This is a genomic window from Collinsella sp. An271, from assembly GCF_002159695.1.
GTDB lineage: Bacteria > Actinomycetota > Coriobacteriia > Coriobacteriales > Coriobacteriaceae > Collinsella > Collinsella ihumii.
In genome coordinates this window covers 63,793-77,186 of record NZ_NFJE01000006.1, presented here as the reverse complement: position 1 = coordinate 77,186, position 13,394 = coordinate 63,793, and the positions used below count along the sequence as shown (strand labels likewise).

The following is a 13,394-nucleotide window of genomic DNA, read 5'->3' as shown; positions in this document are numbered from 1 at the left end:
ATGATGGCCACAGCCGCCCGCAAGGATACTGCCCGAACGATACGCAACAACCTCAAGCGCTTCGTCTCCATCGCGGTGATCTGCGCCCTCGGTGTGGCCATGTTCTGCGGCCTGCGCGCATCGTGCTCCGATCTGCGCGAAGCGGCCGACCGCTTCTTCGATGAGCAGAACCTCTTCGACGTGCAGGTGCTCTCGACCCTCGGCCTCGATGATGACGATCTCGCGGCGCTCGAGGACGTCGAAGGCGTCGCCGGCGTCGAGGGCGGCTGGAGCGAAACCGCCTACACGACCGTGGACGGCTCCCATGCGTCGGTCGAGGTCAAGGCACTGTCGGAATCGGGCCTGAACGTCCCCCATGTGGTCGAGGGCGCGGTGCCCCAGCGTGCCGACGAGGTCGCCGTCACGCAGAAGTTCATCGACGCGAGCGGGCTGGACATCGGGGACGCCGTCGAGATCGACGAGGCGGAGAACGCGGACGAGGCGATCTTCGCGCGCCACCCCTACACCATCTGCGGCATCGTGATCGACGCGTCCGACGTCAACAACCCCGAGCTGTCGTTCCGCTCGAGCTCCACGTCCGACTACACGTTCATCGTGGCCCCAGGCGCCGTCGAGAACACCGACTCCTACACGGTCGCCTACCTCACGCTCGAGGGCACCGAGGGCATGGCGTGCTTCTCGGACGAGTACACATCAGCGGTCCGCGCCGTCACCGACCGCATCGAGGACACCATCCGCGACGACCGCGAGGCCGCGCGCACGGCACGCGTCAAGGGCGATGCCCAGGCAGAGCTCGACGACGCGCGCGCCGAGTATGAGCAGGAGCGCGCCGATGCCGAGGCGGAGCTGGCCGACGGCAAGGCGGAGCTGGACGACGCGGCGGCGCAACTCGCAGATGCCGCGGACGAGCTGGCCGACGGGCAGGCGCAGCTCGATGACGGCTGGGCGCAGATCGCCTCGAGCGAGCAGGAACTTGCAGACGGCCGCGCCCAGCTCGCCGACGGCGAGGCCACGGGCCGCGCCCAGGTGGAAGCCGAGCTCGCCCAGGCCCGCGAAGATGCCCAGAAGACGCTCAACGAGCAGATCGAGGCAGGCCGCGAGAGCGGGCTCATCGAGCTGAACCGCCAGTTCGATGAGGCGCGCCAGGAGGCCCAAGATCAGCTCGATGCAGGCATCGAGGAGGGTTATCAGACCGGGCTTGCGCAGCTCGACGAGCAGTTCGGCGCAGCGCGGCAGGAAGCCCAAGACCAGCTCGACGCCCAGATCGAGGCGGGGTACCAGCAGGGCCTCGAAGAACTCGACAGCCAATTCGACACAGCGCGCCAGGAGGCTCAGGCCGAGCTCGACGCCCAGATCGAGGCGGGATACGAGCAGGGCAAGGCCACCATCGACGAGAAGTTCGACGCCGCGCGCGCCGATGCCATCGCCCAGCTCGATGAGAAGCTCCAGCCCGCCCGCGACCAAGCCGAAGCGGAGCTGGAAGAGAAGCTCGCTCCCGCCTACAACAACCTGCAGTCTCTTACCACGCAGCTCGAGCAGATCCAGGCGGCCATCGAGCAGACCAGCGGGAACATCGCCTCCTACCAGGAGGCGCTCGCCGGCATCGAGAGCGTCGACGCCCAGCTTGCGGCCCTCGACCCCAACGATGAGGGCTACGAGGCGACGAAGGCGGAACTCGAAGAGCAGCGCGCCGCGTACCAGCTTACGCTCAACATCCTCGATTCGCAGGTCGGAGGGCTCGACGCCCTCAACAGCATGCTGGCGAGCGAGCAGGAGCAGGCCGCCACGATCCAGGCGAGCATCGATGGCGTCAACGCCGAAATCGAATCCGCCAAGCAGAAGGCATACGCCCCCATCGAGGCCGCCCGCGAACAGGGCATCAAGGAGATCGAAGAGCGCATCGCTCCAGAATACCAAGCGGCCTTGGACCAGCTGAACCAGACGATCGAAGCGCAGCGCGAGGCCGCGCAGGCCGAACTCGACGCACGCATGGAGGAAGAGTACGGAAGCGCGCTCGACACGCTCAAGCAGACGATCGAGGAGCAGCGCGAGGCCGCGCAGGCGGAGCTGGATGCCAAGCTCGATGCAGAGTACGCCTCCGCCCTCGAGACCCTGAAGCAGCAGATCGAGGAGCAGCGCGCGGCCGCGCAGGCGGAGCTCGATGCCCGCATGGAGGCCGAGTACGCCTCCGCTCTCGCCACGCTCGACCAGACCATCGCCGATCAGCGGACGGCTGCGCAACAGACCTTGGAACAGCAGCTCGCGGAAGGGCGCGCCACGGCATATGCGCAGCTTGAGGCGAGGATCGCGTCGGCGCGCGCCGAGCTCGAGGAGGGTGCTGCGCAGCTCGCTGACGCCCGCGCAGAGCTCGTCGACGCTCAGGCCGAGCTCGATCAGGGCCGGGCGGACTACGAGGACGGCCTCGCCGAGTACCAAGACGGTCTCGCCGAATGGCAGGACGGCCGCGCCGAGGCGGACGAGCAGTTTGCCGACGCCGAAGCCGAGCTTGCCGACGCGCAGGCGGATATCGACGCCATCGACGCGGCGACCTGGTACGTCCAGCCGCGCTCATCGCTGTCGAGCTATTCCTCCATATCGAGCGACGCCGATTCCATCGAGGCCATCGGCACCCTGTTCCCCATCGTGTTCCTGATCGTCGCGGTGCTTGTGTCGCTGACCACCATCACGCGCCTCGTCGAGGAGGAGCGCGGCCTTATCGGCACCTACAAGGCGCTGGGCTACCGCAACGGCGAGATCTTCGCCAAGTACCTGACCTACGCGCTCGCCGCGTGCGCCGCCGGCTGCATCGTCGGCCTGTTCTTGGGCTTCATCGCGCTGCCCGCCTTCATCTTCTGGGTATTCGACATCATGTACCTGCTGCCGAGCTACCCGTTCCTGTTCGATCCGCTCTACGGGTTCGGCGGCTCGCTCATCTTCATCGTCGCCATCGCCGGCACCGCTTACCTCGCCTGCCGCTCCGAGGTGCGCCGCACCCCCGCCGCGCTCATGCGCCCCAAGGCGCCGCGCTCCGGCTCGCGCATCCTTCTCGAGCGCATCCCCTTCATCTGGAGCCGCCTGTCGTTTTTGAACAAGGTCACGGCGCGCAACCTCTTCCGCTATAAGCGCCGCTTCCTCATGACCGTTGCCGGCATCATGGGCTGCACGGCGCTGATCGTCTGCGGCTTCGCCATCAAGGATTCGGTCGCCGAGCTCGTTCCCGAGCAGTACGAGCGCATCGCGCACTACGACCTCATGGCGGTCACCGAATCCGGCGACCACGACGCCGTCGCCGCCGAGGTGGCCGACGACTCCCGCGTGGACAGCATGGTCCGCATCTATCTCGACTCGACGACGCTCAAATACGGCGAGGACGAGGAGACCGTGCAGCTCATCGTCGTGCCCGACGACTACGCCACCTCCGACAAGCTCTCCGAATTCATGGGCGTGACCTCGCGCGACACCTCGGCGAGCATCGACCTTCCCGACGAGGGCGCCGTCATCACGCAAAACGCCTCCGAGGTGCTCGGGTTCGCCGTCGGCGACACGCTGTCGCTGCAGGATTCCCAGCTCAACCAAGCCGACATCGAGGCCGCGGCCATCGTCCGCAACTACCTGGGCAACTACGTCTACATGAGCGCGACCGCCTATCGCGCGGCGTTCGGCGACGACGCCCCCGCCCTCGCCTCGGACGGGAGCTTCGCCCCCAACGGCATGCTCGTGATCTGCAACAGCGCCGATGACGCGGCAAGCCTCTATGACGAAATGAGCGACGATTCCCGCTACCTCTCGGTCACGAGCACCGACGAGCTCGCCGACGACTTCAGCCAGTCGTTCATGCTCATCAACGCCGTGGTCGCCATCGTCCTCGGCATGGCTGCGGCCCTCGCCTTCGCCGTGCTGTTCACGCTGTCCACCACGAACATCTCCGAGCGCGAGCGCGAGCTGGCGACCATCAAGGTCCTCGGGTTCCGTCCGCGCGAGGTGCACCACTACGTGAACAAGGAGACCATCATCCTCACGTGCATCGGCATCGTATGCGGCCTGCCGCTCGGCTATGTCCTGGGCGATGCGCTGCTCCACGTGCTGCGTATGCCCTCGATCAGCTTCCTGACCGTGGTGACGCCCGTGAGCTACGTGATAGCCGCCGTGCTGCCGCTCGTGTTCGCGCTCGTGGTGAACCTCATCACCAACCGCACCCTCAACCGCATCGACATGATCGAGGCGCTGAAGAGCGTCGAGTAGCGCGACGAGGGCGTTTGGGTGACAGCCCCGCGGCGCCTCTTGGTGCCGCGGGGCTGTTTGCGAGATGAGGATTCGGGACGCCCGCCCCCGAAAAACGTGTATATCGAGTTTGGTGCGATTTTTCGGTGCCTTCTGCCCACATGCGCCGCACCCCTCGGCATTTGCCCAGTTGTTTCCTGCGGAAATGCTGAGGGGTGCGGCGCATGTGGGAAAAGCTGCCTCAAAAATCGCACCAAACTCAGCCTACCGCCTCGGTGGGTTTTACCCGAAACGGATTATTATGCAGTTTCTTAATGGGAATATACAATTTGAGGCCGCCTGAGCAGTCGACCCACTGAAAGCGAAGGGCCCTTGATCAAGGCTGTGCGTTTGCAAGACCAACGAAGCATCACCTTTACGGCACGCCTCGCTGCCCGCAGCCATCGTGCGGGCACCTACAGCACGACAAGGCTCACGGCGAGCAGCGCGGGCATGACGATGAGCGACATGAGCGTGGACACCGAGACCAAGCCGGCGCCGAAGCGGTAGTCGCCGCCGAACATCTGCGGGAACATCGCCGACACCGTGCCGCACGGCGCAGACAGCGCGATGACCACCACGAGCTTCACCGTGATATCCAGCGGCACGAACAGCAGAAGCGCGATGACGAGGGTCGGCACCACCAGCAGGCGCAGGATGCACGCGGCATAGAGGTTTCGGTTCCTCGCCAGGCTGCGCAGGTCGGTCTGCGCGAGGTAGGTGCCCATCACGAGCATCGCGAGGCCCGTGTTGAGGTTGCCCATGTCGGCCACGGCGACCTTGATGACGCCCCCGAGGTCGACCGAGCTCAAAAACAGGACGACGCCGATCGCCACCGCGATCACCGAGGGGTTCGTGATGATCTTTTTGGGCGAGATGGTCGCCCTATCCTGCGAGGCGAGCCAGACGCCATAGGTCCACATGAGCGGCACCTGCGCAGCGATGCACGCGGAGATGTAGAACACGTACTGCTCGCCCAGGACGTTCTGCACGAGCGGGATGCCCATGAAGCCCATGTTGGAGATCATGATGCCGATCTGCGCGGCGCGCATGCGATCGCGGAAGAACAGCCACGCCACGAAAGCGGAGAGCGCCGTGAACAGGAACGACAGTACGAAGCAGGCGGCGCCCGCCGCAAGCTTGTCGGGGTCGAAGCTCGTGGCGAGCGACTGCAGGATCACGGCGGGCGTGGCGACGTAAAGGGCGATGCTCGCCAGCTGCGCCGAGCCCGTGTTGTCGACAAGCTTGGCGCGATACAGAATCGCCCCGATCAGCATCATGATGAACATGGCGACCACCTGCGTGATCATGATAGGCATCGTCGCTGCAACCGACATCGTCTTCGCTCCCCCGCGCATCTACACAAACGCGACTATTGTGGCACAGCGCCCCGAGCCGGCACCGCGAGAGCCCGTTCATTCATGAAATTGTAGAGGTGTTAAATAAACGAATCCTGCACAGACGCCGAAAAGTCCCTCGTTCATTCATGAATGAACGAGGGCATAGGCACAGGGGGCAGTCGATTCAGCCCTTACGCACGTCTCGCATGGCGAAAGCCGGATGACCGTCAATCAGCGCTCGGGCAGCGGGCGAATCAAGATGAACGGCGTGAGCTCGCGCGACTGGCCTGCGGGGTTGTCGGCGATGAGGGCCTTGAGCGTATCCTCGTCGAGGTCGACGGACGATGCGTGCCCCAAGATCTCGACGTTGAGGTCGTTGGCGTCGACGATCATCATCTGCACGCCGGTTTCGGCCTCGACCTCGTCGCACACGCGGTCGGGCTCCGCGGGGATGCGGATGCCGTATTCGCCGTACTCCTCGAACTCATGGTCGTAGAACCCATCGAGACCGGATACCTCCTGGCCAACCATCTTGTAGAACACGCCCCGGTGCCCGAGCAGCTTGCCCACGCCCGCGCAAACTGCCGCCCAGATCACGCGCGCCGCGCCGACCTCGTTGATGGCGAACTGCATCTTATAGGGGCTGTTCACGCCGATACCGGCCGTCGAGGACGAGGCGAAGCGGGAGAGGAAGCGCGCCAGGCTCACTTTTGGGGACAGTCCCTTTTTATTCACGGCGGCGCGTGTGCGCCGCCGTGAATAAAAAGGGACTGTCCCCAAAAGTTCGCCCCGTTATCGGGTGCGGCTACTCGGTCAGCAACTTGGCGATCTGAACGGCGTTGGTGGCAGCGCCCTTGCGGATCTGGTCGCCGCAGCACCAGAACGTGATGCCGCGCGCCGTGTTCGGATTGGAGATATCGCGACGCAGGCGGCCGACCCAGATCAGATCCTGGTCGGACGTGTCGATCGGCATGGGATAGCGGTCGTGCGCGCTTGCCGCCTCGCGGTCGTCGACGAGCTTCACGCCCGGGGCGGCAGCCAAGGCCTCGCGCGCCTCTTCGAGCGTGATGTCGCGCTCGAACTCGAGCGTGACGCTCTCGGAGTGCGAGCGCAGCACCGGAACGCGCACGCAGGTGCAGTTCACGCGCAGCTCGGGCAGGTGCATGATCTTGCGGCCCTCGTTTTGCAGCTTCATCTCCTCGGAGGTGTAGCCCTCCTCCTTGAAGCCGCCGATCTGCGGGATGAGGTTGCTCACGAGCTGGGCCGCGAACGCACGAGGCTCGGGGATGGCCTCGCCGCGACCCATGGCGGCAATCTGCGCCTCGAGCTCGGCCATGCCCGGCGCACCGGCGCCGCTCGCGGCCTGATAGGTCGACACGATCATGCGCGTGACGCCGGCGACCTTGTGCAGCGGCCAGGTGGGCACCAAGCCGATGATCGTCGCGCAGTTGGGGTTGGCGATGATGCCATGGTGCCACGAGATGTCCTCGGCGTTGATCTCGGGAACGACCAGGGGCACATCCGGGTCGAGACGGAACGCGTGGCTGTTGTCGACCACGACCGCACCCGCCTCGACGGCCTTCGGCAGCATATCGCGCGCGATATCGTCATCGACGGCACCCAGCACGATATCGCAGCCCTCGAACGCCTCGGGACGGGCCTCCTCGATCTCGACCTCGCCGCCGGCGAAGGCGACCTTCTTGCCGGCAGAGCGCGCGCTGGCGAGCAGCTTGAGCTTGCCCACCGGGAAGTTCTGCTCCTCCAGGCACTGGACCATCTGCGTTCCCACGGCGCCCGTCGCACCGAGAATCGCTACGGTGTACTGCTTCATGATGTCCCTCCCATATACCGGACCGGTGGTTTGCTGGGGAATCAGCGGCCGATTGATTCCCTAAAACGGCTGCGGGGTCGGCTCCAGGTCCGACGTCTCGACGATGCCGTTCTCATCGGAGAACGCCTTGTAGATCGTGCGAATCGCCGTCTCGAAATCCTTCTCCTCGACGCCGACGATGATGTTGATCTCGTCGCAGCCCTGCGTGATCATGCGCACGCTCACGCCCGCCTGACCGAGCATGCCGAACAGGTGTCCTGCCACACCGGCGCGACCGTGCAGGTTGCGTCCGACCGTGGCGATCAGCGCCAAGTCCTCCACGACCTCGATCTGAAGCGGCTGGACCTCCTCCTGGATGTCGGCGATGATCGAGTAGAGCGAATCGTGCACGTCATCGGCCTGAACGACGGCTGCAAACTGGTCCACGCCCGTGGGCATGTGCTCGACGCTCACGTTGTAGCGCTCGAACACCGACAGGGCGCGGCGCATGAAGCCGATGCGGCTCGTCGTGCGGTCGCGCGCGACGTTGATGGCCAAAAAGCCGCGCTTGCCCGACACGCCCGTGATGATGGGCTCGCTCTCGCCCTCCTTGGCGTGCTCGGAGATGATCGTCCCGGGATCGGACGGCGCGTTCGTGTTCTTGATCACGAGCGGGATGCCCGCCTCGCGCACCGGGAAGATGGCCTCCTCATGCAGCACCGACGCGCCCATGTAGGAAAGCTCGCGCAGCTCTTCGTAGGTGATGCGGCCGATGGGCTGAGCCTCGGGCACGATGCGCGGGTCGGCGGAATAGAAGCCCGACACGTCGGTCCAGTTCTCATACAGGTCGGCACCGAGGCACTTGGCGAGAATCGAGCCGGAGATGTCGCCGCCGCCGCGGTCGAGCAGGCAGATGCGGCCCTCGCGCGTGGCGCCGTAGAAGCCCGGCATCACGAAACCGCCGCGCGGGGCACGCTCGTCGAGCAACTTGGCCGTGCGCTCCATCGAGAGCGTGCCGTCATGATGGAACGCCACGACGTCGGCGGCGTCCAAAAACGGCAGGTCGAGATACTCGGCCATCAGGCGCGCCGTGAAGTACTCGCCGCGGCTGACGAGCTCCTCGGTGCTGAACCCGCCGGTGCGGGCCTTGTCGCAAAACGCGGCCATCTCCTCGCGGATGGGATAGGAAAGGCCGAGCTCGTCGGCGATATCGACATAGCGCTGCACGATGTCGTCAAGCAGGTCGTCGCACGACACGCTGTACTTGACGTGCGCGTTCACGAGATACAGCAGGTCGGTGACCTTGGCGTCCCCGCTGCGCCGGCGCCCGCACGCGGACACGACGACGAAACGGCGCGCGGGATCCGCATCGATGATCCCCTTGATCTTCCTGAAATGCTCGGCGTCCGCGACGGAGGAGCCGCCGAACTTGGCAACTTTGATCATGAACCGACTAACCTTCCCCGAAAATCCACCACCGGCCGCCCGAAGACCCGCTGCGGCGATGCAGCGCGGACGCGACAGATAGCAGGAGCCACTTTAGTAGGTGCAAGTGTACTAGCCGTTTCGTCGAGGGTCAAAACCGGTGCGAAACGTCGTCCATTTGTTTCCAAACGGAAAACGTCCTGTGTTCAGCCGCTGGTATCGCAACCCGGATGCACCGCGAGAACCGCGCAGACCGCGACCGCTCTGCTACGATATCTCCACGATTCACTTTTGTTAGATAAAGGGGTGGTTCCCGATGGGTCTGTTCCACAGCACGCGCTCCCGTGAAGCCACGTGCACCGCCAAGCAAGCCATTCGCCGCGGCATCGCGCCCGATGGCGGCCTGTACGTCTCGGACGCGCTCGGCGAGACCACCATCGACGTCGCGACGCTCGCATCCAAGGGCTATTTCGAGCTCGCCCGCGAGGTGCTGGGCATCCTGCTTCCCGACTACACCGCCGACGAGATCGCGGCGTGCGTGGAGGAGGCGTACGGCGGCACGTTTGCGAGCGAGGAGGTCACCCCGCTCGTCCCGCTCAAGCAGGCGCCCAACGCCGACGGCGTCTCCACCTACGTGCTCGAGCTGTTCGGCGGCCCCACGAGCGCCTTCAAGGACGTGGCCCTGCAGATGCTGCCCCGCCTCATGGCGCGCACCGGCACGGGCGACAACGCGGGCGAGAAGATCATGATCGTGACCGCCACCTCCGGCGATACCGGCAAGGCGGCGCTCGCCGGATTCGCCGACGCGCCGGGCTGCGGCATCACCGTGTTCTACCCCGAGGGCAAGGTCAGCCGCGTGCAGGAGCTCCAGATGACCACGCAGGAGGGCGCGAACGTCTCCGTCTGCGGCGTCCGCGGCAACTTCGACGACGCCCAGAGCGCCGTGAAGCGCATCTTCGCCGATACGGAGCTGGCCGCACGCCTGGCCGACGCCGGTGTCGTCCTCTCGAGCGCCAACTCCATCAACGTCGGCCGCCTCGTGCCCCAGGTCGTGTACTACTTCGCCGCCTACGCGCAGCTGCTGCGCGCCGGCGCGATCAAGGCGGGCGACGCCGTCGAGTTCTGCGTGCCCACGGGCAACTTCGGCGACATCCTCGCCGGCTACTATGCGCGCCGCATGGGCCTGCCCGTCAGCCGCCTCATCGTGGCGAGCGACAAGAACAACGTCCTGTTCGACTTCCTCACCACCGGCACCTACGACCGCAAGCGGCCGTTTTTCACCACCACCTCGCCCTCCATGGACATCCTGATCTCGTCCAACCTGGAGCGCATGCTCTACTACGCGGCCGACGGCGACTGCGAGCTCGTGGCGAACCTCATGGCCGGCCTCGCCGACGGCGGGTCCTACACCGTCCCCGCCGAGGTGCTCGCCCGCATCCAGGACGTCTTCGGGTGCGGCTGGGCCGACGAGGACCAGGTCGCCGCTGCCATCCGCGACTGCTGGGACGCCAACGCCTACGTCATCGACCCGCACACCGCCTGCGGCTACCACGTGCTCGAAGAGCTCCCCGCCTCCCCCGGCACCGCCGCGCGCGTGCTGCTGTCCACGGCAAGCCCCTACAAGTTCCCGCGCGCCGTCGCCGGCGCGCTCGGCCTGTTCTGCCCTCCGAGCGACTTCGCCTGCATGGACGTTCTCGCCAAGGCGACGGGCACCACGCCGCCCGCCCAGCTCGCGACGCTGCAGCAGAAGCCGACTCTCCACACCGACGTGGTCGACGTGGACGCCATGGGCGCCTTCGTGGAGCACGCGGCCCTGAACCTGTAACCGCCGGGCATCCGCGTCGCGTCCGCGCGCCGTGCGCGAAGGCGGCCTGCGGCGCCGCGCAGACGCGACGGACCCGGTCTGATTGGAGTTTGCATGATCAAGATCACCGTTCCGGCCACCAGCGCGAACCTGGGCATCGGCTACGACACGCTCGGCATGGCGGTGTCGCTCTACTCGCACTTCACCTTCGACCGCGCCGAGCGCCTCACCATCACCGGGTGCCCCGAGGAGTTCCGAAACGAGGACAACCTCGTCTACGTCTCGTTCGTCGACGCGCTGCGTGAGTGGGACGAGGAGCCGTTCCCCGTATCCATCGACATCCAGACCGAGGTGCCCGTCGCCCGCGGCCTGGGCTCGAGCTCGACCTGCGTCGTCGCCGGCATCATGGCCGCGGCTGCGCTCACCGGCCACACGGTCGACCGCGCCGAGCTCGTCCGCATCGCCACCGCCGTCGAGGGCCATCCCGACAACGTCGCGCCCGCCATCCTCGGCGGAGCCGTCTGCTCGTTCACCCCCGAAGGGGACCTTCCCCGCTGCCTGCGCTACGAGGTGTCCGACCGCCTGCGCTTCATCACCATCATCCCGCCCTACGAGGTCCATACGAGCGAGGCGCGCAAGGTCGTGCCCCAGCAGATCCCGCTGTCGAGCGCCGTATGGCAGATGGGCCGCATCGCCGGCATGACGCGCGGCCTGGAGACCGGCGACACCGACCTGATCGCCGCCGCCAACGACGATCGCCTGCAGGAGCCCTATCGCCGGCCGCTCATTCCCGACTACGACGCGATTCGCCGCACGTGCCTTGCCGGCGGCGCCAAGACGCTGTGGATCTCCGGCTCGGGCTCCACGCTCATGGCCGTGACCGACGACACCATCGTCGCCAAGTTCCTGCAGGTGAGGCTGCAGGAGAGCTTCCCTGGCTGCGCGACGCATATCCTGACGTGCGACACGGAAGGCGCCCAGATCGAGTACCTGTGATAAGCGGGCGGCGCGGCGGGATGCACATTCGATACAGGCCGTGACCGCATCGAACGGCTATGATTGATGGATTCAGACCCTGTTCACGAGGAGCCCATCATGGACGAACCCACCGATAAGCCGCTTTCACCCGTCGTCACCGCCGTGTGCCTCCTGCTCGCCCTCTCCCCCGCCATCGCGCTGGCGGTCTCATGGGGCATGCTGCCCGATATCATCCCCGCGCACTGGGGCGCCGAAGGGATCGACCGCTGGGGGTCCAAGGTCGAGATGGTCGCGGTGCCGGCGGTCACGTTCCTTGCAAGCGGCGGCCTTCTCTTTGGCGCACGGCGCACCACGGGCGACGAGCGCGTCTCGTTTCTGAACGGGTCGCTTGGCGAGCGCGCCGTCATGGTCGTGTCGAGCATCTGCGTCTCGCTCGTCGGGCTCGTCTCGCTTATCTGCTGGATCACGGGCGCCCTGACACCCGAAGCCGCCGGCGGCGCCATCGAGACGGCGACGCTTTCCTGGCAGGTGCTCGGCGTGCCCGCGATCTTCCTGGTGGCGGGCATCCTGCTTGCGCTGCGAGCCCTCAACATGCCCGAGGACGCAGAGATGTTGCTGGAAGAGCAGTACCATGCGCAGCGCATCGCCGGCGCCATCATGGTTGTCGCCGGCGCCGTCATGGCCGTGCTCTCCGCGCTCGTGCTCAGCGGCACCATGATCCAGGTCGGCCAGGCCGCGATCGCAGCCGTCGCCATGGTCTTCGTCTTCGTGCTGCTCAAGCGCTGGCTGTAAAAGCCGGGGCATGGGTCATTTGGGGACGGGTTCATTTCAACCCATGCCCCGCAGTGGAGAATGCGCGATGTCCGCGGCCAGCTGATACCATAGGGAGCCAGCAAGCAAGCGAGGACAGGAGATGCGCATGACCCCGACGATTGCCATCATCGGCGCTCTGGAGAAGGAAGTCCGTCAGATCTATCAGGAGATCGAGCACGGCACCGTCGCCGAGGAGGCAGGCCTCACCATCGTGGGCGGCGAGTACCACGGGTTCAACCTTGTCGCCACCACGGCGGGCATGGGCACCGTCAACGCGGCGGCGGCGTCCCAGTACCTTGTGACCCGCTACGGCGCCAACGCCCTCATCTTCTCCGGCATCGCCGGCGGCCTCAACCCCGCGCTGCACATCGGCGACGTCGTCATCGGCGAGCGCCTGCGCTACATCGACACCGACACCTCCCTGATCGCCGAGTCGGCGCCCGGGCTGGAGGAGTTCACCTCCAGCGACTACCTCGTCGACGTGGCAGAGGAGGTCCTGGTTGCCCACGGCTACATCGACGCCGCGCTCGACGAGCGGCTCACCGCGCCCGGAAGCGCCGCGCGCGAGATCGCGGACGCCTCCCCGTACCGCCGCAACAACACCGACGCCGAGCCGCAGCGCTACCTGCGCGGGACCATCGCGACCGGCAACCGCTTCATCACCGGAGACGAGCTGCGCCGCGCCGTCATCGAGGCGACGGGCGCCGATTGCGCCGAGATGGAAGGCGCCGCCGTCGCCCACGTCGCCGCCAAATGCGGCATCGACTGCCTGGTGCTGCGCGCCATCTCGGACAACTGCGATGAGGCGTACGACGCCTTCTGCGAGCGCACCTTCGATTTGGACGAGTACGCGCGCAGCGCGAGCGGCCTGACGCTCGCCATCATCCGTCGCCTGGCGGGCAAGCTCGGCCTGCGCGACCACGACGCCGAATAAGGCACCCCGCCGACTGAGAGCGACCACCGA

Annotated in this window: 9 protein-coding genes; 5 read left to right on the top strand and 4 right to left on the bottom strand. The window is 66.3% G+C overall.

The annotated features are described in order from the left end of the window. Complete coding sequence (locus B5F74_RS06830) at positions 1-4,242, top strand: FtsX-like permease family protein (RefSeq protein ID WP_087201110.1); 4,242 nt, start codon at positions 1-3, stop codon at positions 4,240-4,242. Positions 4,243-4,676: 434 nt separating this feature from the next. On the opposite strand, the gene B5F74_RS06825 is transcribed toward B5F74_RS06830, so the two are convergent. The 4 genes from B5F74_RS06825 to B5F74_RS06810 all read right to left on the bottom strand — a co-directional run bounded on the left by B5F74_RS06825 (position 4,677) and on the right by B5F74_RS06810 (position 8,856). Further along, a complete protein-coding gene (locus B5F74_RS06825) occupies positions 4,677-5,597 on the bottom strand; it encodes an AEC family transporter (RefSeq protein WP_158095715.1) in 921 nt (306 codons plus the stop codon). Between the two features lie 234 nt (positions 5,598-5,831). Then, positions 5,832-6,335, bottom strand: a complete 504-nt coding sequence (locus B5F74_RS06820) for a hypothetical protein (protein WP_204212486.1) — start codon at positions 6,333-6,335, stop codon at positions 5,832-5,834. A gap of 70 nt (positions 6,336-6,405) precedes the next feature. Then, positions 6,406-7,431, bottom strand: coding sequence for an aspartate-semialdehyde dehydrogenase (locus tag B5F74_RS06815; RefSeq protein WP_087201107.1), 1,026 nt, complete (start codon positions 7,429-7,431; stop codon positions 6,406-6,408). A 60-nt stretch (positions 7,432-7,491) separates the two neighbouring features. Continuing rightward, complete coding sequence (locus B5F74_RS06810) at positions 7,492-8,856, bottom strand: aspartate kinase (RefSeq protein ID WP_087201105.1); 1,365 nt, start codon at positions 8,854-8,856, stop codon at positions 7,492-7,494. A 295-nt stretch (positions 8,857-9,151) separates the two neighbouring features. Here B5F74_RS06810 and thrC point away from each other — a divergent pair, with 295 nt between their 5' ends. The 4 genes from thrC to B5F74_RS06790 all read left to right on the top strand — a co-directional run bounded on the left by thrC (position 9,152) and on the right by B5F74_RS06790 (position 13,364). Then, positions 9,152-10,660 (top strand): threonine synthase, encoded by a 1,509-nt coding sequence (gene thrC / locus B5F74_RS06805; protein ID WP_087201103.1) that lies wholly within the window; start codon positions 9,152-9,154, stop codon positions 10,658-10,660. Between the two features lie 93 nt (positions 10,661-10,753). Further along, positions 10,754-11,635, top strand: a complete 882-nt coding sequence (gene thrB, locus B5F74_RS06800) for a homoserine kinase (protein ID WP_087201102.1) — start codon at positions 10,754-10,756, stop codon at positions 11,633-11,635. A 99-nt stretch (positions 11,636-11,734) separates the two neighbouring features. Next, positions 11,735-12,409, top strand: coding sequence for a DUF1648 domain-containing protein (locus B5F74_RS06795; protein WP_158095714.1), 675 nt, complete (start codon positions 11,735-11,737; stop codon positions 12,407-12,409). 127 nt (positions 12,410-12,536) lie between these two features. After that, a complete protein-coding gene (locus B5F74_RS06790) occupies positions 12,537-13,364 on the top strand; it encodes a 5'-methylthioadenosine/S-adenosylhomocysteine nucleosidase (protein WP_087201098.1) in 828 nt (275 codons plus the stop codon). Positions 13,365-13,394: the final 30 nt, after the last annotated feature.

Bases quoted from the DNA above. Each gene is read 5' to 3' on its own strand.
- B5F74_RS06825 (WP_158095715.1), bottom strand. From the start codon at position 5,597: ATGTCGGTTGCAGCGACGATGCCTATCATGATCACGCAGGTGGTCGCC.
- B5F74_RS06795 (WP_158095714.1), top strand. From the start codon at position 11,735: ATGGACGAACCCACCGATAAGCCGCTTTCACCCGTCGTCACCGCCGTG.
- B5F74_RS06810 (WP_087201105.1), bottom strand. From the start codon at position 8,856: ATGATCAAAGTTGCCAAGTTCGGCGGCTCCTCCGTCGCGGACGCCGAG.
- thrC (WP_087201103.1), top strand. From the start codon at position 9,152: ATGGGTCTGTTCCACAGCACGCGCTCCCGTGAAGCCACGTGCACCGCC.
- B5F74_RS06830 (WP_087201110.1), top strand. From the start codon at position 1: ATGATGGCCACAGCCGCCCGCAAGGATACTGCCCGAACGATACGCAAC.
- B5F74_RS06790 (WP_087201098.1), top strand. From the start codon at position 12,537: ATGACCCCGACGATTGCCATCATCGGCGCTCTGGAGAAGGAAGTCCGT.
- thrB (WP_087201102.1), top strand. From the start codon at position 10,754: ATGATCAAGATCACCGTTCCGGCCACCAGCGCGAACCTGGGCATCGGC.
- B5F74_RS06815 (WP_087201107.1), bottom strand. From the start codon at position 7,431: ATGAAGCAGTACACCGTAGCGATTCTCGGTGCGACGGGCGCCGTGGGA.